Genomic DNA, 19414 nt, shown 5'->3' on the forward strand with positions numbered 1-19414 from the left:
AAATAAGAATGATGAAAACCCCAACTCAAAAATTGAGACGGGGTTTTAAATTCCTTCTAGATACACAAGTACACTTATTATATATAAGTAACACCTAAGTCATACATCTTTCTCATGGCTGTCATAGCGGAACTATAGTACATGCTAGCCTGTTTATATTTTTGGTGATCCTCAAAGTATTTTCCGAGTATCGGGTAATACTCTGCTAAAAAGATCCACTCATTTCTTTTTCTAAAATAAGGAATCATATCTTTTATCATAAATTGAACGGTTTCCTCATTAAGTTCCCCATGAGTAAACAGATCTTTGTAATAAAGGAAGTGCAGTTCATATCCTCTGAAAATGGGGTTATCTTTCAACTGATCCATCCAAGTGCTCAATAACTCTAAGCCTTTTTCAGGTTGGTTGGTTTTTTCATAACTTTTAATAAGTGCATAGATTGTCATGATTTTAGCGATAAAAGGTTCACCTTCTTTTGCTTGTAAACTTCGTGCAAACAGTTCGATCGCCTTTTCCGTTTCACCTTTATGATTAGCAATACTGCCTAAATTATGGTAGACAATCCCTTTAATTACTTCATCACCAAACGAATTAGCGATGGTTTCGGCTAGAAGTAATTGTTTAATAGATTCCTCAAAATTCTTAATCCTCGTTTGAACAATGGCAAGTATAATCCTACAATCTGCACACCTTTTAAAGAAATACGTTTTTTCGAATATAGTCAGAGCCTTTTGTGTGTATTCTAAGGCGATAATGCTTTTAAATAGCTGATTCGCTGTAAGACCAATCATATAGAGTAAGTAGCCTCTTTCCCATTCGTGAAAGCGATGTTCCTCTAATAATTTTTCAGCTTTTAAAGCATAGCTATGCGAGTCTTCAAATTCTTCCATAAAAAAACTGAGCTGTGATCTAGCTAATAGATAGTAAAATGCCTTTTCCCCTTTGATCACATCGTCAATATAAGCAACTTCATCTAACATCTCAGGAACTCCACTTGTTTCCTGGGTAGTCATCATAATGTACATGCTCTTAAATATTTTATTCAAAATATCCTCTTCAACAGATTGTGAAGGTATATCAATTAAGTGATCATATTTTTGCTTTGCAGTTGGATAATCTCTCATATATAAAGAATAGAAAAGATCTACATAGTTTTGCATGATGCTTTTTTCATTTTTAGTATGTAACCTGATATTCAACCGTTCTGCTAAATGCTGCTGTATTTCTTCTGAAGGTTCAGTGACTCCATTTTCAATCTTACTTAAATAAGGTACAGAACATATCCCGGTAGCGAGTTCTTGCTGGGATAAGTTTTTGACTCTTCGGAAATATCGAATCTTCTCCCCTAGGTTCATATTTGTTACCCCGCCTTTGTACACGTAATAGATTTACATTTATTAGGTATAAGCTCACGATAAAATATTTCTCTTCTATTAATATACCTGAACTTTAACTAGAAGAGGAAACTAGTCTTAAATTATCGTGATTTAACCTCTAAATCCCTTCATGTTTCCCAATTTTTTTAACAGATTTTTTAGGTATAATTAACTATAGAAACTAACGACTAGGGTGAAAGCTATGACTATTGAAAGAGGCGACCTTGTAACCTATCATGATGAATTACACAAAGTGTTACATGTGTATTCTTCGGACTTTCTTGAGATTCGAAAAGTGAATGAACCTTACGTACCTCGTGTGATTTTGGTTCATAAATCAGAAGTTACTGTTCAACTATAATTTACGATTACCTATAGAGAAAAAAAGACTCAGGAGTAAGGTGACGAACTCAAGGGTCTTTTTTTGTTGACTAAATAAAGTATCAGAATTTTTAAAAAGGAATTATAATAATAGTACTAATTATGAAGGAGGAAGTTAACATGAGAAAAACGACTACTCAAACTGTCCAAACATATAAGGGTGGAACACATTTTTAGCATATAGAAGGTGTGTCCCCTTATGTGTGCCTCGAAAAAAACACAAAGGGGTAAATCATGCATTTTCCAATCAAACGTTTTTTCTCCTATTACAAACCGTATTTGCCGTTGTTTTTAACAGTACTAACTACTGCTTTTATCGTTTCTGGGATCACACTCATCCTTCCGTTGCTTGTTCGGTATATAACGAAAGATGTTCTAGAAGGGGACTTGTCTGTTGCCCTTCATAAGGTGTACTGGATCGGGGGAATCATGATCGTATTAGTAGCCGTGCAGAATCTTGGAACGTACTTTGTCGACTATAAAGGTCATGAGGTCGGAGCTCGAATGGAAAGTGATATTCGCAGCGAGTTGTTTCAGCATCTGCAAAAACTTTCTTTTAGTTTTTACGATAAAGAAAAGACAGGACAACTCATGTCTAGGGTAACGAACGACTTATTTCTACTAGCCGAACTTTATCACCACGGTCCAGAAGATTATGTTAAATATTTCGTAAGGTTTGTAGGAGCATTTGTGATTCTGGTTTTTATTAATGTTCCTCTAACACTTGCCGTGTTTTTGTTTCTGCCGGTCATCGGTTTTCTTTCGCTCTATTTTAATAAGAAAGAGAACGAAGCTTTGCGGCGAAATAAGGAGCGGATCGCAGATATCAACGCACAGCTTGAAGATACACTTTCGGGGATTAGAGTCGTAAAGTCCTTTGCGAACGAGCAGGTGGAGATCCAAAAGTTTAATAGAGAAAATCTTCGTTTCTTAGAGAGCAGAAGGAATACGTATAAAGTTGAAGCAACCTTTTATAACAGCATACAAATCTTAATTCAGCTCATCACGATAACGGTTGTTGTGTTCGGCAGTGCCAGTATCGTCAATCAAACGTTAGATTTAGCAGATCTGATCACGTTTTTGTTATATGTCGGTTATATGGTAGAGCCTATTCAGCGTCTAACTCATATGAGCACACAGTTTCAAGAAGGGATAACGGGCTTTCAGCGTTTTATGGAGATCATGAATCTGAAGCCAGACATCGAAAGTCGACCAAATGCGATAAAGCTATCCATGGTAAAAGGGAAAATTGCTTTTAAGAGTGTGAGCTTTCGATACGAATCGCATTTAGACCCAGTGTTTTCAAATCTTTCTCTTCATATAAAGCCTGGAGAGTACGTTGCGCTAGTGGGACCATCTGGTGCGGGAAAGACAACACTATTCTCGCTCATCCCTCGCTTTTATGAAGTGACAGAAGGGGAAGTGCAGCTTGATGGTGTGGACATACGGAAGCTTGATTTAAATGATCTGAGAAATCAAATCGGTGTTGTTCAGCAAGATGTTTATTTGTTTTCGGGAACAGTGATGGAGAATATTCGCTATGGAAATAACGAAGCGACAGATGAAGAAGTGGTGATAGCGGCAAAACAGGCAAATGCACATGATTTTATTATGAGCTTGCCAAACGGATATCACGCTGACATCGGCCAACGAGGAGTTAAGCTTTCTGGCGGTCAGAAGCAACGGCTTAGTATCGCTCGCGTATTTTTGAAAAATCCGTCTGTCCTGATTCTGGATGAAGCGACGAGTGCGCTGGATAATGAATCAGAAGCAGTAATCAAGGAATCACTTGAGTCACTGGCAAAAGGGCGCACAACGATTGTGATCGCTCACCGTCTTTCAACGATTCGCAATGCTGAACGAATTATTGTTTTAACGAACGAAGGCATGGTGGAGGAAGGTACGCATTACGAATTGCTAAGTCGCAATGGAGCGTATGCGCAGCTTTACAATAAGCAGTTTGAAGTACAATATTAGATGTTTTCAAAAAAAGCCTCTCCAACAAAACGGGGAGGCTTGTAAAAAAGATTGATGTATCATATGCATTTGCCGTACGCTTTTATTTAGAAGAATTGAATAAATAATATTAGTGAAAGTGTAACCACGATAACAGTGAGTAGGACCCATAGATAGATCTTTAGAATTTCTTCAGAATTACCTTTTCCTTTTTTTACTCTGAAAAGTAACCACATATCAATGGATGCGAATATTAAAGCACATAAACCCCCTGTATATGTATATAATTCCCAGAAACCAAAGATTAGTCTCCCTATTAATAGACCCGTTACTCCATGTAAAACTATGTACATAGGAACGCTGATGCTGTAGTTCATGCCGACCTTACAGATGATATATTCAATAATTGCTGATGTTATTAGACCCATACATACGATGACTCCCGCAGCTATAAATGCGGCAAAAATCGGAAACATGATGATCTCTAACCCACTTTCACCAACTTCACGTTCAAACACCGACAGAGCTGTCAGAATTAGTGAAAAAAGTAAGCTCGTTATTATGGTAGAGAAGATCTTGCGTTTTCCAAAAGCTTCTTCCATTCTTACATACTCCTTTTTTTCTATAGAATACGACCTAACGACAAAACTAAGACGAATAAAGGGGATACGGATAGAAGCAGAGCGATGCTGTTTCTTTTAATCATTCTACTTGAAAAATAATAGATGAAGCTTCCAACTGTTAATAAAGGTGCGATTAAGATCATAAAGAATAAATCACCGTAAATTAGTAAACTAAAAAATATACTAATTGTGATAGATAAAAGCAATAATAGAGATAGATTATATGAGTGTTTCTTTTTAGGAACAATATAAAGTGCAGCTTCGCCTAGAAAACATATGAAATAAACGAAAAAGATGAAATAAGGGATAAGAAAAGGAAGACCCTCATTTTCTCGGCTAAATCCTGTGCTGAGGTAGAAGTAAAACATGGTGAATAAAAACGTGGTGCCAGCACCTATGTAGAAGTGACTTTTCTTAAGTGTTTTAAGCATATGTCTCAACTTCCTTCTAAAGATTCTCTATCCTTATAGTACCATTATATAGTATGTCAAAATCTTGTTTAAGGGTATTTGAAAAGAACGTAACGTTTTTTAAGGAGTGGTAAGATGTTTGGTTCTCCGCAAATGGTTTCAGTTATTTTTTATGGTGCTGCCCCTATGCACTCGCAGTATCATAACCGCGCTGCACTTCAAGCGGCAATTGCGGATGTAGATAGCTTGGGGAGTGGGTCAAGGAATTAATACAGCAGGCGTTTCGAGTGGTGTTTCAAAAGGCGCATCAGACGATGAATTAGCGCATTTTAAGATTATCGGTAATAAAGTAGCGGGTGGTAGAGGACTTGAAACGATGCTGGCGATCAACAAAACGAATGGGTACTGGGGTTTCGGTGGAATGGCGAACCCTGATAAAGAATTTCATTTTAAAACAAAGCGTGGCTGTAAAGGTGAAGTGAAGTTTGAATCACATACGGATAACTTGGAAATTAGCTTGAGCACCCCGAACAAAATGCGGAAGTGGACAATCCGTGATGATAACGGCAGTTTAAACCTTACAGATCTAAACGGAACTTCTAATGTAGTGACCTTTACGGAAACTGGAGAAGTGATAGCAAAAGACCGTATTAATATAAATGTATCAAGCTTACCAGAGAATCCAACTGCAGGCCGTATGGTATTTTATAACGGAGAGCTAAAGCTTTACACGGGTTGTGAATGGAGAACGATATAAGAAAAAGGAGCTGCTTATAGCTCCTTTTCGTATTTAAATCACCAAGAACTTTCCTCAATATATAGTTCATAATCGATTGAATCTTCTTCGTTAAGTTTTTTACCGTTAATATAGACTTGATTCCATTCATACATGTACTAGTCAAAGTAAACATAAAAGATGATTCTCACATCTTCTTTCTCGGTATAATCGTAACCTGTGAATTCTACAACATGGTGACGACCATCTTCCTTAATATAGTCCCACTATGGATCGTCCATGTAAGCTTCTAATGTATCTGCCTCTTCGCTGATTCGTACGACATCCTTTATGTTCGTTTCTGTTGGTATGAAAGATAAACCGAAATCCATCGCAAAGAAAAGTGCGAATAAAAGGGCATGGAAACCAAGCATAATACCAACGTGTGTTCCGCCTTTTGTTTGTATATAGGAGTCTTCCACGGTTTCATGTAAGGCTCTGGCTTGTTTCAAAACATGGTTTGTATGATTATTTCCGAATGACCCGACGATTATGGATATGATTCCGTAAAAGGGAAGATCAAGCCATGCAGGAAGATCTGTAAAATAAATAGGTACCGTCCATAGCAATTGAAGACCAGCAATGATAAAGAATGGTTTATACATTTTGCGATACGCGAGCCAAAAGGTCGCAAAGAAGAAAGCAACCCAGTTCCATGTGTTTTTCTTTCCGGGATCTTCAACCGATCTCCATTTCAAATCTTAATACGCTATGTTTTTCTGAACAACTTTATGCTGCTCTTCAAATGAGGTAAGTTCCTCTTGGTGTGCTTGGTTCATCGTGATTCTCCTCTAAAATAATCTAGGCGGAACAGAGCAAGTTAACAACCTATCATTTCCCATATGTTACGTTTTCCTTTACTTTACAACAGGTCTTTCAATCCCGTTCAGAAAATCTTGTAGCATCTCAAGGTGATCCGTAAATAGGTTTTGTGGAAGCTTGTCTATAGGGAAAAACTTATTATCCATTGATTCCGAATTAGAAGAAATAAGATCCCCCGAAAAATCATGACAAGTAAACACATGCATTACCATGGATACTTGATCTCCGTTTGAAAAGGTTTTATCAAGACGTTGTCCAGAATAAATGCCAAACAGCTCAAGTTTACCAAGTGTCAGTCCTGTTTCTTCAAAAACTTCTCGTCTTGCTGTATCCTGAACCGTTTCTCCGAACTCCATAAAGCCACCTGGTAGACCCCATTGGCCGTTGTCACTACGTTTATTAAGCAGTAATTCATCCTCTTTATTGATAACGAAAGCTCCGGCGACCACCGTAATGATTTTTGAGTGGCCAACCATGGCTCTCATGTATTTTATGTAATCCATCAGCATCCCCATCTCTTTATTTCCTTATTTTTCTACTATACCTTCATTTTGTAAGTTCGTCTTCACTTATTTGTGTTAAAAGACATAATAAAAATGAACTGGTTTATCATCCACTTCATTGGTTCGTTTCTTATATAGTTTGCTTTCTATGTACACTGTTTCACAATCTGTAGCAAAAAGAAAAGCGAGGGTGAATCACGTTATGCTTCTCTTTGTAGGGCGGGCTTTTCAATCGTGTTTAGCATATCTTCACGGGCTTTTTGACTTAACTCGTTAGAATATTCGATAGCCTCATAAATGGATGTAAAGTGCTGCGACGCGTAGTATGGCGACTTGTAGCAATGTATCATTTTTGTTTGTGAAGGATAGATGAGCACTTTCCAGTGGTAAACATTGCGTTGCTTTTCACTGCCTTCCATCGCGATGAGCCAATGTGTGGAACTCTCAAGGGCAACGTCATCTTCCTGGGCTTTATTCTTTAGAGCGGCGCGATCATTTTCACCGATTAAAATAGGTACCTTTTCATAAAACTCCCTAAGGTTTGGGTAGTTGTTCATACCATCTCTCCTCTCAAACATGATTTGTCCATTTCACAAAGTTCATGTTTCGCTTATTGAGACATTATATGAAGGGAGAGGGGAAAAGATGATAGTTTTATAAAAAATACGCACACAGGCCAAGAACACCTATACCCAAAGGAAATAAAGTGAGCAGCATCATAATAATTTTCGTGATAATAAAGGAGTTTTCCGCTATTTTTGTAAAAAGAGCAAAGTCCGAATCCCACAACCATTTCCTATTGTCTTCACGAAACCAAGCGTATTTTTCAAGCTCCTTTTGATGTTCTTGTTCTGTATATTTAAATAAAACCCAATAGAAAAAAGCGGTGCTAGGAATAAAAAATAACAAACCAAATATGAGGGCATCCATGTTCATTCATCCTTTTTGTTCAATAATAAAACCAGATACTGAAGTTTCAGCATCTGGAATGAAATAAGTGCATTTATTAGAAGCGTCTTCTTTTGTTCCGACGAGGTCGTCGCGGTCGTCGAATTTTGATTTCCTTTACCTTAACAAAACGAACCCCAATAAATAAGAAGTACGTTGCTAGTGCGACATAAAAGAAGATCGGTACGCTTTCAAATCGGTTCTTCGCAAGCAAGTAGAACATATAGAACAAAAATAACGAGATAATCGTACCGTATCGCGGCATTGGAATATCCTTGAAGCTTGGAATCTTAATCGTGCTTACCATCAAGAGGCCGAGTCCGTAAAAGAGAAGAACAAATATCCAAAGTGGAATCCATTTTACAAAAAAGACTAAGAATACAACGATTCCACCAGCTAGCGGGATTGGGATTCCTTTAAAATATTTCATCGATTCTTCGGCAGCCGTAATGTTAAAACGCGCTAGACGGTAGGCGCCGAATAACGGAAACAACCCTGCAAATAGAAAACCCCACATTCCGAGATGAGCAAAGTAGGTATTCGCAACAAAATAGGCAGGTGCAACCCCAAAGGATACAACATCCGCAAGTGAATCAAGTTCCTTTCCAAGGTTTCCTGATACCCCTAAGATGCGAGCTGCTCTTCCGTCGACTGCATCCAGCATCATCGCGATAAAAATGAGGATGGCTGCGTTTCGAATATCACCGTTTGAAACGTAACCGATGGAAAGAAACCCACAGAATAAATTTCCTAAAGTTAATAAGTTTGGAATATGCTTTTTCATTGTCCACGTCCTTAAAAAATACTCTTCTCTATATAATAGATGATTTTATTGGAAAAAGTTATGTTTTTTTGGTTAAGTGAGTAGTTTAACATATTTTTTAGAAGATATACGAGCTTGGTTTTTTCTTAGCTATGTAATTTGTAATAAATCAATAATCAAACATTCATCGTTTTACAGAAGCTGATGGAGGTTATAAAATTTTTATAACGAAATGATTAGATGAACAAGTTGAACCGAAAAGTAGGTGGATGTTAATGAAGATTGTCATCGCTCCTGATTCATTCAAAGAGAGTATGACAGCGGCTGAGGTCTGTAGAGCAGTTGAAGCTGGTTTCAGAAAAACGTTTCCTAACGCTGAGTATGTGCACGTGCCTGTTGGAGATGGCGGTGAAGGAACGGTTACATCGGTTGTTGACGCAACAGGAGGCGAGAGGGTGGAACTCCAGGTCACAGGTCCGCTCGGTGAAAAAGCAAATGCGTTTTACGGCGTAACAGGCGATGGGAAGACGGCAGTGATCGAGATGGCTGCCGCTTCCGGTCTGCATCTTGTTCAGAGAGAGAAGCGGAATCCTTGTGTGACAACAACACGTGGAACAGGTGAACTGATTCTAGATGCATTGGATCGCGGTGTAGAGCGAATCGTGCTCGGTCTTGGTGGCTCTGCAACAAACGACGGTGGTGCTGGCATGGCGTCTGCACTGGGTGTGAAGTTTTTGAATGTGAACGATGAGGAATTGCCAGCTGGTGGTGAAGCCCTTCGTGAACTTTTGACGATTGATGTGTCAGGGCTAGATGCTAGACTACAGTCAGTGAAAGTGGATGTGGCATGTGATGTGACCAACCCGTTAACAGGACCACACGGGGCATCAGCAGTTTTTGGACCGCAAAAAGGTGCGACGCCTGAGATGGTTGGCATTTTAGATGAAAGTTTAAAACGATACGCTGAAGTGGTAGAGCGAAATCTTGGTGTTGCTGTGGATGAGTTGCCAGGTGCTGGTGCTGCTGGAGGCCTTGGTGCTGGAGTTGTAGCGTTTTTAGATGGAAAGCTGCAGAGCGGAATTGATCTTGTGCTTGATGTAATCCATTTTGAAGATGCGGTTCATGACGCAGATCTCGTGATTGTTGGAGAAGGCCGGATCGATTCTCAAACCATTCATGGGAAAGCGCCAGTTGGTGTAGGGAAACGAGCGAAGGCTGTTGTGGATGGTGTACCCGTTGTTGCGATTGCTGGCAGCATCGGTCCTGATTATGAAGCGGTGTACGATCACGGAATTGATGCTGTGTTTAGCGTAATGAACGGTGTGGTGACGTTGGAGGAAGCATTGCTGTATGGAGCTGTAAATGTGGAAAAAACAGCGGAAAATATCGCGCGTTTGATACATTTGAAAATAAATTAGCTCCTTGTTCTCAAGGGGCTTTCCGTTTTTTAGGATTTGAGAATTTTGAAATAATCTAGAAATGAACAATCGAGGACCTTTTCTGAAGTAATTTAAACGACATGAAGTTAATGCTTTTGTTTTTGCATGACTTTTAATAACCCAACCACATCATCATTTTGACTAACTTCGATCCGACTGACAGTGGCTTTAACATCTTTTACATCTGTTTCTAATGTATCAAGTCTAGTTAGAATCTGTTGCTGACCAATTTCTAAGATTGTCACTTTATTATCTAGGTTACTCACATTGTTATCTAGATTACTTACTTTGTTATCTAGATTACTTACTTTGTTGTTTAGATTACTCACTTTATTATCTAGATTACTGACCTTCATATCTAGACTGCTCACCTTATGATCTATATCAGAAACCTTGTTATCGATGCTGAGTAATTTTACTAAGATTTCATTCAGTACTTTTTCCAATTTTCTCACCTCCTTCTTTAGTCTTCCTAAACATTTTACAATATATAAAACTTGTCGTACAGTTGGTGTAAATTAAACAACTGATTAAAAAGTGGGAGGTATTTTCATGAGTATTATTGATATTAACTGCGATATGGGCGAGAGTTTTGGCGCTTACAAACTTGGAACAGACGAAGAGATTTTAAAATACATAACGTCAGCAAACATCGCATGCGGTTTTCATGCGGGAGATCCTGCTACGATGAGAAAAACAGTTAAACTTGCTCTTGAATACGGCGTTGGAATTGGTGTTCATCCGGGGTTGCCTGATCTAGCAGGGTTTGGCCGTCGAAACATGGACATCTCCCCTCAAGAAGCGTATGAGATGGTCGTTTATCAGATTGGTTCGTTATGGGGATTCGTGAAGGCTGAAGGTGGAACCGTTCAACACGTGAAACCACATGGTGCACTTTATAACATGGCAGCGGTAAATCGTGAGCTTTCTGAAGCCATCGCCGAAGCGGTTTACAAAGTGGATCCTGAGCTTATCTTGTTCGGACTTGCGGGGAGTGAACTCGTTAAAGCGGGTGAACGGATAGGCTTGCGCACTGCATCTGAAGTTTTTGCCGATCGTACGTATCAGCAGGATCGCACACTAACTTCCCGCAAGTTGCCTCATGCGGTGATTACGGATGATGATGCGGCTGTCGCACAAGTGATTCGTATGGCAAAAGAGGGAAAAGTGATGACGCAGCAAGATGTGGACGTTGATATTAAAGCAGATACGGTGTGTATCCACGGTGACGGAGCTCATGCGCTAAGTTTTGCGAAGAAAATCAGACAAACGTTAGAGAACTCAGGGATCTCTGTTCGTAAAATCGGAGAAAGTATTTAAATTGGACGGAAGTTGGCTCAAAGGGATGTCTCTTTGGGCTCTTTTTTGTGTTTGTGGATGGGGTTCAGGTGGTGTGTCCACTATTCATACTATCTTCAGGTAAATGTACAGTTACGGTTAGCGGTGAAAAAGGATGGTTCACAGGTGGAAACGATCACTTTACCGGTGAAAACCGCCACTTTACCGGTGAACGTGTAACAAATAAAAAAACACGTACCGTAAAACCCCTCTCTATGTCATAATAAGCCTGGAAACTTCTACTAAAGAAAGGAATCACCACATCTATGATCTGGATTCTCTACCTCATACTATTCGTCCTATCATTCACACTCTCAGTACTTGGTGCACCAACGTGGATGTTCATCCTGCTCCTCATTCTATTCGTAGCAGCTTCATTTCTAACACTTCTCTATCCATTAATGTGGCAAAAAGATGCTGAAAAAGTAAAGAGGTACTTACTTAAATCAAAGCAACCGTACCATCGCTTTTTACACGCGTTTTTATATGAAGAAGAGAGTGAGGCAGAGGCAAGGCTCACAAAAATTAGACAAGATCAGGCAAGAAAATACGCAGAAATTATGCTTTTTACACAACAAGAAAGATGGAACGACGCAAAACCACTTCTCAAAAACATGAAAAAGAGTGATCTTACCCTCTATTATTCTGCAATCGTGGCGATGGAAGAAGGCAGATTGGCAAATTACGAGAAACATAAAACCCAGCTAAAAGACCCTCATTATGTGACGTGGTTAACGGTTGAAGAACTTCGACGAAACGGCAACAAAAACGAAGCGCTCACTATCCTTGAAAAACAAATCAGTACCTTAGGTGGACTAAAACTACTATCTGCACTTCACTATAAAAATAAACTGCAACACTCAAACTAAACGACAAAAACTAGATCTCCGTACAAAAGATCTAGTTTTTTCTTTTTCCAGCACATTCCACGGTCTTTCCAGCTACCTTATTCTCACAAATAACAGTATAATGAGGCATAAAAACATTTTTTGTAAAAAGGCAGGAATATAGGGGATGAATAATTTTAGATTCGGGATTCGCCAGAAGATTATTACTGGCTATATTGTGATCATTATCTGTTTAATTGCTGCTATTCTTGCGGTAACGAATCAGTTGGACACAATGAAGGGTGAGAGGAATTTTATTATCCAGCATGATTTTGCAGTTCGAGATCTTACGAGTCAGATTGAAAAGGATCTCTTGAAAATGGAAACCAATAAGCGTGCGTATATCATTACGGGTGATGAAAGTTATCTTCAGCTCTATAATGAAGCGAGCTCTCAATGGTCAAAAGACTACAACACGCTGAACCAGCTGTTATCGGACAATCCGAGTCAGCAAAAGAGAATTGCTGAAATCAATGAAAACATTCAAAATTGGGTTGCTGTTGCGGGTGATCCACCGATTCAAATGAAACAGCAGAATGACACGGCGGGTATTGCTGATTTTTTCAAACAAGATCCAGGAAAATCACAGACTGAAAAAGTTCTACAGCAGTTCGATTCTTTTCGGGATACAGAGAAGAGTCTTACACAAAAACGAGCAGAAAACTTGAACGTCCAGAATCGATACTTAGAGATCGGTCTTTTTAGTTTGCTTGCGTTCGTTATTCTCGTTTCAATGGCTCTTGCGTGGGTCATTTCTGGATCGATCATCAAGACGATAAAAGAAGTTGTTGGTACGATTCGCGCCATGACTACGGGCGGGAATTTGAGTAGCCGCATTCATGTGAGATCGAACGATGAGATTCGAGATTTAGGAGAAGCGACGAACGAACTGTTGAGTTCTTTTGAGGAACGTGATTGGCTGCAGCGAAGTGTAACAGATGTTGTCAGTAAGAACCAAGGCGTGTCATCACTTGAAACGTTAGCGGAGATTTTCCTTTCTGCTACCGCACGGATCACGGAATCGTCATACGGTGCTTTTTATATTAAAGAAGGCAAAGACGAAAACGTTCGTTTTGTAAAAAAGGGAGCTTTCGCCGATACGGCTGCAGATGTTGGACGAGCTAGCTTTAAGCTAGGCCAAGGTCTTATCGGACAATGTGCATTAGAAAAACGAGTTCAAGTGATCGACAGAATCGAAGGAGAATACTCGCTCATCTCTTCTGGACTTGGAGAAACTAAACCGAACAGCATCTTGATCGCGCCGATCGTACACGAAGATGAGATTGTAGCGGTTATTGAGCTAGCGAGTCTGAGTTCATACAGCAAACAGCACATCTCATTTATTGAAAAGGTACTTGAAACATTTGGCCTCACGATCAACCGAGTGATCGATCGAATGGAGATTGCAAGACTTCTATCGGAATCACAAGCGATGACTGAAGAACTGCAGGCACAATCCGAAGAGTTGCAAACGCAGTCTGAAGAATTGCAGATGCAATCGGAAGAGCTCCAGATGATCAACGAGCAGCTTGAATCACGTTCACAAGATGCCGAGGAGAAATCAAAGGCACTTGAGATCGCGAAAAAAGAGCTTGAAGATAAAGCGAAGCAGCTTGAAACAGGCTCAAAATACAAATCAGAGTTTTTGGCGAACATGTCTCATGAATTGAGAACACCGCTTAACAGCATTTTAATCCTTTCGGAGATGCTTGCCGAAAATGGAAACCAATCACTTTCTGATGAAGAGTTAGAGTTTGCTAAAGTGATTCATTCATCCGGACAGGATCTTCTGAATTTGATCAACGATATTTTAGACTTATCGAAGGTAGAAGCAGGGAAACTGGAAATCATGCTTAGTGAAGTGAACTTGAGTGAGTTCCCGAATAATTTGGAGAGAAACTTTACTCATATCGCGGATCAGAAGAATCTCAACTTTACGATCAATATGGCTCCAGATGTTCCAACCCTTCTACAAACAGACGAAAAACGTTTTCAGCAGATCATTAAAAACCTGCTTTCTAACGCGTTTAAGTTTACGGAAAAAGGTTCAGTATCTGTTAGTGTGAAAAAAGTACAAACAGATGTAATCTACAATGGTGTTGATTATTGGTTAGAAGTGGCGATTAAAGACACGGGAATCGGCATACCAAAAGAGAAGCACGAGCTCATTTTCCAAGCTTTCCAGCAAGGTGATGGTGCAACGATTCGTAAGTTTGGCGGAACAGGCCTTGGCTTATCCATCAGCAGCGAGTTTGCGAAGCTTTTAGGTGGAAGATTACAGCTGCAAAGTGAAGAAGGAAAAGGAAGTACGTTCAAACTTCTGATTCCAAGTATTTCTGACGAAAGTGTTTCTGCTCAAACGTTCCTTGGCGCATCAGCTGAAGTTGCGACTGCCCTAGAACAAGCGAGCCACTCGGTAGCTGTTGCAGAACCACCGATCACGGCTAAAATCGTGCCGGCAGAGCCTGAAGCTGAACAACCGTCAATCACTGTTGACGAAGAGAACGTATTTTATGGTAAAACGGTGTTGATCACAGATGACGATAACCGAAATATTTTTGCGTTAAAAACAGCTCTTGAACAAAAGGGAATGAACATTCTGATCGCGAATAACGGAATGGAATGTCTAGACATTTTGGATGCGAACAAAAAGATTGATTTGATCTTGATGGATATCATGATGCCTGAGATGGATGGCTATGAAACGATGCAACGCATACGCGGAACAGGTGAGCACACAGACTTGCCGATCATTGCGCTAACGGCTAAAGCGATGAAGAACGATCGTGAAAAGTGTCTGGAAGCAGGAGCGTCTGATTATATCAGCAAGCCGCTCAAGCTCGAACAGCTCTTTTCTGTGATGCATGTTTGGATGACAAAGTGAGGACCGACCACTGATGAAGGATTTCTTATGGAACAACGATGACAACCAGGAAAATAACATAACGGAAACGCTTGAGATGGAGCTGTTATTAGAAGGGTTGTACCGCATATCTGGATTTGATTTTCGCAAGTATATGCGGTCTTCCATCCATAGACGTGTTCACAATCGCATGCAGCTTGAACAGATTTCAACGATTACAGGCGTTTTGGAAAAAGTACTGCACGAACCTGCGTTTATGACAACGCTGCTCAACGACTTTTCGATCAACGTAACGGAGATGTTTCGGAATCCCGAGTTCTTTTCTGCGTTTCGTCAAAAGGTGATTCCCGAATTGAGAGAACTGCCGGAGATTCGCATCTGGCATGCTGGATGTGCGACAGGTGAAGAAGTATACTCGATGGCGATTTTGATGGAAGAAGAAGGCTTAAGTCATAAGACGAAATTTTATGCGACTGACATGAACGAACCGGTGCTAAACAAGGCGCGATCTGGCATTCTACCGCTGAGTAAGATGAGGACGTACACGAAGAACTATATGGCGGCTGGAGGGACTCAAGCCTTTTCTGAGTACTATACGACAGACGGCCACTTTGCGTATTTAAAGCCTTCATTATTAAAACAAATCAGCTTTTTGCAGCATAACCTTGTGACGGATCATTCGTTTAATGAATTTCACGTCATTCTTTGCCGAAATGTCTTGATCTACTTTACGGCTGCTCTTCAGAATCAAGTGCATGAGCTGTTCTACGATAGTCTCAGCCCGAATGGTTTTCTCGGTCTAGGTGATAAAGAATCTATCCAATTTGCAGACTGTGCGGATAAATATACGGACTTTGCGGAACAGGTAAAGATCTATCAAAAAAATAAAAGCAGGAAGAAGGGGTGAACAGCCTCTTCTATCCTGCTTTTTTATTTGGCTTGAATCATCATGATACACATGTCATCGCTCTGATCTTTTTGTTGTTCTTCTGGAATCACAAGATGAATCGGCGAGCGGATGTTGCTCCACTTCTCAGAAGCTACGTATTTCAGCTTCTCCAGCATCAATTCTTCGTCATCACCAGCTTCTAACACACCATCCGTAAAGAGCAGCATCTGAATGTTGTCTTCGTAATGGATAACAGACTTCTTCACTTCGATCTGTTCAAAGAAACCGACGGCATAACAACTGCGTTCGATCGGTTGAAGGGTGTTGTCAACGAGCGCATAGCCTTCTGGGTGCCCAGCATTCACGTATTCTACTGTCTTTTTCTCGGTATCAATCAAAAGGTAGATGCCTGTGAAATAGTAGTTGTAGTCGTTTTTGGGGTTATGTAGAAGCGCCATATAACGGTTCAACTCTTTGATGACGAGTTCCGGATCTCTAAGTTCTTTAATGCTGTCTCTCATAACCGACGAGATGAACATGCATACAAGAGAAGAGGAGATCCCATGTCCCATCATATCGAGCAAGATGATGCCATAACGATGGTCATCGAACTTGTGCCAATAATACATATCGCCCGCGAGCTTAAAGGAAGGCAGGTGAGACACGTTTATCGTAATGTTTTCTTCTTTAATCGGCGGATTCAACAAGCCTTTTTGAACTTGCATCGCAAGATCGAGCTCGTTTTGGATCTTCTGTTCTTGTTCGGCGTGCCAATCTTTCTCGTATTTTAATCGAAGTGCTACACGGATTCTGGCAAGAAGTTCTACTTTATTGATCGGCTTCGTCACATAGTCCATTCCGCCGCAATCTAGCGCCTCTGCTAATTTCGTAGAGTCTTCCAGCGCCGTTATGAAGATGATCGGAATGTCTTTGAATCGCTCGTCTTTTTGAACGCGCTGGCAAGCCTCAATCCCATCAATCTCCGGCATCATGATATCAAGGAGAATCAAGTCGATCGACTTTTTGTTCAGCTCTTTTTCATTTTCTTCGAGGTGATCGAAAAGCTGTTGAGCAGATGAAAGAGAGGTGCATTCGTCGTATCCTGCATTCTTTAATATTTTTTCTATTACAAATAAATTTACTGTATTATCATCAACGATCAGAATGGACATTCAAACTTCTTCCCCTTATATGTACCATTTATTGTGTGTTTTTCTAGGATCATTCAATTCTATAACTCTAGTATACAAGTAAATGGGGAATGGGACTATTTTTTAGATTATTTAGAGTGGATAGGGCGTCGGGACTCCAAAGATTCCTGCTACGACGAGTCTCACCTGTTGATATCGTGGTGAGGCTTTTTTTGTATTGGAAGGGAGTTTTTACGGTACGTGTTTTTATAATCTGTTACGTGTTTACCGGTAAAGTGGCCGTTTTCACCTGTAAACGTGGTCTATCCACCGCTAAACGCTCAATTTACACCTGTAAATGAACAGTGACCACCGTAAAACCGCTCATGACCACCGCTAATCCTTCCAAAACCAGCTTCGTAACCAAAAAAAGAACCTACAACAAGTAGATTCTTCACTATCAAATACTATTTAAGTACAGGATCAACTTCAGAGGTTGCGTGAACTGGCAGTGTAATCATAAATGAAGTGCCTTCGTTCAGTTTGCTGTCAACCACGATCGAGCCTCCATGGTTTTGGATGATTTTAAAACAAACCATGAGCCCGAGCCCCGTTCCGTTAAACTTCGTCGTGTAGAACGGCTCGCCAATTCTTTTTTGTTGCTCTTCTGTCATGCCGAGTCCGTTATCTTTTACCGATAGAACGACGTGTCCATCAACAGAAGTGGCGGCGAGCGAGATCTCTCCACCATCAGGGAGGGCTTCCATCGCGTTCTTGATCATGTTGATGATCACTTGTGTCAGCTGATTCTTCTCACCATAAACGAGTGGCATGTTCGCTTTCTCGAATGAAATGATTACATTGCGCAGATTCGCTTCTGGCTGCATCAGATCGATGACGTTCTGGATGCTATCTACGATATTGAACCAGCTAAAATAAACAGCGTGTGGCTTCGCGAGGACCATCAGTTCACTTACGATAAAATTAATGCGATTAATCTCAGTCAGAATGATGTCTTTAAAGAATGTGTTCTTCTCGTGATCAGATTCGTTAATGAGCTGAACGAGCCCTGCGATGGAGGTGAGTGGGTTGCGAATCTCATGAGCAATTCCTGCTGCTAAATCACCAATCAGCGAAACCTTTTCAGATTTCAGCAGAATCTCCTCTGTTTTCTTTTTCTCGGTTACATCATATTGGATCGAGATGTGTTGATACGCTACACCTTCTGGATCTAGAAAAGGAACGATCGTCGTATCCACCCAATAGAGTGAGCCGTCTTTTGCTTTGTTGCAGATCTCGCCGTTCCAAACACGACCGGCTTTGATCTCTTTTTTAATATGATTTAGGAAGCTATCTGTATGAACGCCTGAATAGAAGATCTTGCCGTGATCTTGTCCGATCAACTCTTCGCGGGTATATTGCGTCAACTCACAAAAGTGATCGTTCACTTGAATGATGCGATCGTCTTTGTCTGTGACGGAGAAGATCGTTCCTTCAAAGAGAGCAGTTCGAATGTTATTTAACTCTAGGATGGAGACATCTAGATCTCGGTTTGTATGTTGAAGCGCTTTTTTCGTATTATGCATGAACGTTGTATAGTGTGCGACGATAGCACGTGTGGCTGTATCAATCAAGGAGTTCAGGCGGCTTGACGCAGAAATGGCAAGATTAGCGTTTGTGTTATTGAATTTAAACGCTTCCTCTAATAGCTGTGAGACGACAACGCGAGACTCTAAGATAAAATGAAGGGCATGATCGAGAGGGATCTCCATCTCAGAAGAGCGCTGGCCGAATGCGTTAGCCCATTTCTTAATCTTCTCTTCAGCGGTTTGAACATTTTCTGATAGCCCTTCACCTAAATAATGAAAAAGGATTTCCATCCAGTGGGACACTTTGGTTTTGTAGATTAAAAAATCAGCTTCTAAGTTCTCGATCGGCGTGAGTTTGTCTACAAGTTGTTTGCTGTTTTCTTTTATCTTCGTTCCTAGATTCCTACAACTTTCCATGGGGATAGCCTCCTCGAACAGTTTCCAAATGCATCTGTTGAAACCTTCGACATTTCGACAAACATCCCTTCTATGGGAAGAAAAGGAATGATAAAACTTTTTTTGAGTAACGCTTTGTATGCCATTGATAGTTATTGATTTCCGTTTCAGATGCTAAGCTTTCCGGGGGGCGTGCGGTGAGAAAGATGTGCTCCTGCGTCTGCTAGAATAATTAATCGTAGCAGGTTTCCTAGTCGCATGCCTGTTAGATGTATCTCAGGTCGTTGGCACGCTGATCCCCCAGGAGTCTCGCATCTTACACTCCA

Annotated in this window: 20 protein-coding genes; 9 read left to right on the forward strand and 11 right to left on the reverse strand. The window is 40.4% G+C overall.

Features of this window, described 5'->3' with window-relative positions; genetic code table 11:
- Nucleotides 1-77: 77 nt before the first annotated feature.
- Nucleotides 78-1355: a helix-turn-helix domain-containing protein gene (locus tag ACFS5O_RS06430; RefSeq protein ID WP_205725162.1), complete on the reverse strand. Its 1278-nt coding sequence runs from the start codon at nucleotides 1353-1355 to the stop codon at nucleotides 78-80.
- A 223-nt stretch (nucleotides 1356-1578) separates the two neighbouring features.
- Here ACFS5O_RS06430 and ACFS5O_RS06435 point away from each other — a divergent pair, with 223 nt between their 5' ends.
- Both ACFS5O_RS06435 and ACFS5O_RS06440 read left to right on the forward strand, forming a co-directional pair.
- Nucleotides 1579-1737, forward strand: coding sequence for a hypothetical protein (locus tag ACFS5O_RS06435; RefSeq protein WP_198768513.1), 159 nt, complete (start codon nucleotides 1579-1581; stop codon nucleotides 1735-1737).
- Nucleotides 1738-1991: 254 nt separating this feature from the next.
- Nucleotides 1992-3734: an ABC transporter ATP-binding protein gene (locus ACFS5O_RS06440; RefSeq protein ID WP_205725163.1), complete on the forward strand. Its 1743-nt coding sequence runs from the start codon at nucleotides 1992-1994 to the stop codon at nucleotides 3732-3734.
- Nucleotides 3735-3820: 86 nt separating this feature from the next.
- Here ACFS5O_RS06440 and ACFS5O_RS06445 read toward each other — a convergent pair whose 3' ends face one another.
- Both ACFS5O_RS06445 and ACFS5O_RS06450 read right to left on the reverse strand, forming a co-directional pair.
- The gene (locus ACFS5O_RS06445) at nucleotides 3821-4315 is read right to left on the reverse strand and encodes a hypothetical protein (RefSeq protein WP_205725164.1); all 495 of its coding nucleotides are present in this window, start codon (nucleotides 4313-4315) and stop codon (nucleotides 3821-3823) included.
- Nucleotides 4316-4335: 20 nt separating this feature from the next.
- Nucleotides 4336-4479: a hypothetical protein gene (locus ACFS5O_RS06450; RefSeq protein WP_379838845.1), complete on the reverse strand. Its 144-nt coding sequence runs from the start codon at nucleotides 4477-4479 to the stop codon at nucleotides 4336-4338.
- A gap of 520 nt (nucleotides 4480-4999) precedes the next feature.
- Here ACFS5O_RS06450 and ACFS5O_RS06455 point away from each other — a divergent pair.
- A complete protein-coding gene (locus ACFS5O_RS06455; RefSeq protein WP_205725165.1) occupies nucleotides 5000-5503 on the forward strand; it encodes a hypothetical protein in 504 nt (167 codons plus the stop codon).
- Between the two features lie 245 nt (nucleotides 5504-5748).
- Here ACFS5O_RS06455 and ACFS5O_RS06460 read toward each other — a convergent pair whose 3' ends face one another.
- The 5 genes from ACFS5O_RS06460 to pssA form a co-directional block, all read right to left on the reverse strand.
- Entirely contained in the window at nucleotides 5749-6219 is a 471-nt protein-coding gene (locus ACFS5O_RS06460; RefSeq protein WP_318300124.1) for a DUF2628 domain-containing protein, read from the reverse strand.
- A 159-nt stretch (nucleotides 6220-6378) separates the two neighbouring features.
- Nucleotides 6379-6846, reverse strand: coding sequence for an NUDIX hydrolase (locus tag ACFS5O_RS06465; RefSeq protein WP_205725166.1), 468 nt, complete (start codon nucleotides 6844-6846; stop codon nucleotides 6379-6381).
- Nucleotides 6847-7046: 200 nt separating this feature from the next.
- Nucleotides 7047-7403 (reverse strand): hypothetical protein, encoded by a 357-nt coding sequence (locus ACFS5O_RS06470; protein ID WP_205725167.1) that lies wholly within the window; start codon nucleotides 7401-7403, stop codon nucleotides 7047-7049.
- A gap of 97 nt (nucleotides 7404-7500) precedes the next feature.
- Nucleotides 7501-7782, reverse strand: coding sequence for a hypothetical protein (locus ACFS5O_RS06475; RefSeq protein WP_205725168.1), 282 nt, complete (start codon nucleotides 7780-7782; stop codon nucleotides 7501-7503).
- A gap of 70 nt (nucleotides 7783-7852) precedes the next feature.
- Entirely contained in the window at nucleotides 7853-8578 is a 726-nt protein-coding gene (gene pssA / locus ACFS5O_RS06480) for a CDP-diacylglycerol--serine O-phosphatidyltransferase (RefSeq protein ID WP_066398340.1), read from the reverse strand.
- A 254-nt stretch (nucleotides 8579-8832) separates the two neighbouring features.
- On the opposite strand from pssA, the gene ACFS5O_RS06485 reads away from it, so the two are divergent.
- A complete protein-coding gene (locus ACFS5O_RS06485; protein WP_205725169.1) occupies nucleotides 8833-9975 on the forward strand; it encodes a glycerate kinase in 1143 nt (380 codons plus the stop codon).
- A 107-nt stretch (nucleotides 9976-10082) separates the two neighbouring features.
- On the opposite strand, the gene ACFS5O_RS06490 is transcribed toward ACFS5O_RS06485, so the two are convergent.
- Nucleotides 10083-10352, reverse strand: a complete 270-nt coding sequence (locus ACFS5O_RS06490) for a hypothetical protein (protein WP_205725170.1) — start codon at nucleotides 10350-10352, stop codon at nucleotides 10083-10085.
- Between the two features lie 196 nt (nucleotides 10353-10548).
- Between ACFS5O_RS06490 and ACFS5O_RS06495 the strand changes: the two genes are divergently transcribed.
- The 5 genes from ACFS5O_RS06495 (at nucleotide 10549) to ACFS5O_RS06515 (ending at nucleotide 15991) form a co-directional block, all read left to right on the forward strand.
- The gene (locus ACFS5O_RS06495) at nucleotides 10549-11316 is read left to right on the forward strand and encodes a LamB/YcsF family protein (RefSeq protein ID WP_205725171.1); all 768 of its coding nucleotides are present in this window, start codon (nucleotides 10549-10551) and stop codon (nucleotides 11314-11316) included.
- 71 nt (nucleotides 11317-11387) lie between these two features.
- Nucleotides 11388-11558 carry a hypothetical protein gene (locus ACFS5O_RS06500; protein ID WP_205725172.1) on the forward strand — a complete coding sequence of 57 codons (171 nt, stop codon included), beginning with the start codon at nucleotides 11388-11390 and terminating at the stop codon, nucleotides 11556-11558.
- Between the two features lie 42 nt (nucleotides 11559-11600).
- Nucleotides 11601-12203, forward strand: coding sequence for a hypothetical protein (locus ACFS5O_RS06505; RefSeq protein WP_205725173.1), 603 nt, complete (start codon nucleotides 11601-11603; stop codon nucleotides 12201-12203).
- A gap of 145 nt (nucleotides 12204-12348) precedes the next feature.
- Nucleotides 12349-15105, forward strand: coding sequence for a response regulator (locus ACFS5O_RS06510; RefSeq protein ID WP_205725174.1), 2757 nt, complete (start codon nucleotides 12349-12351; stop codon nucleotides 15103-15105).
- 13 nt (nucleotides 15106-15118) lie between these two features.
- On the forward strand, nucleotides 15119-15991 hold the full coding sequence (locus tag ACFS5O_RS06515) for a CheR family methyltransferase (RefSeq protein ID WP_205725175.1): 873 nt from the start codon (nucleotides 15119-15121) through the stop codon (nucleotides 15989-15991).
- 23 nt (nucleotides 15992-16014) lie between these two features.
- Here ACFS5O_RS06515 and ACFS5O_RS06520 read toward each other — a convergent pair whose 3' ends face one another.
- Complete coding sequence (locus tag ACFS5O_RS06520; RefSeq protein WP_205725176.1) at nucleotides 16015-17145, reverse strand: SpoIIE family protein phosphatase; 1131 nt, start codon at nucleotides 17143-17145, stop codon at nucleotides 16015-16017.
- A 425-nt stretch (nucleotides 17146-17570) separates the two neighbouring features.
- Complete coding sequence (locus tag ACFS5O_RS06525) at nucleotides 17571-19109, reverse strand: ATP-binding protein (RefSeq protein ID WP_205725177.1); 1539 nt, start codon at nucleotides 19107-19109, stop codon at nucleotides 17571-17573.
- Nucleotides 19110-19414: the final 305 nt, after the last annotated feature.

This window comes from Fictibacillus nanhaiensis (genome assembly GCF_042686385.1).
Lineage (GTDB): Bacteria > Bacillota > Bacilli > Bacillales > Fictibacillaceae > Fictibacillus > Fictibacillus nanhaiensis.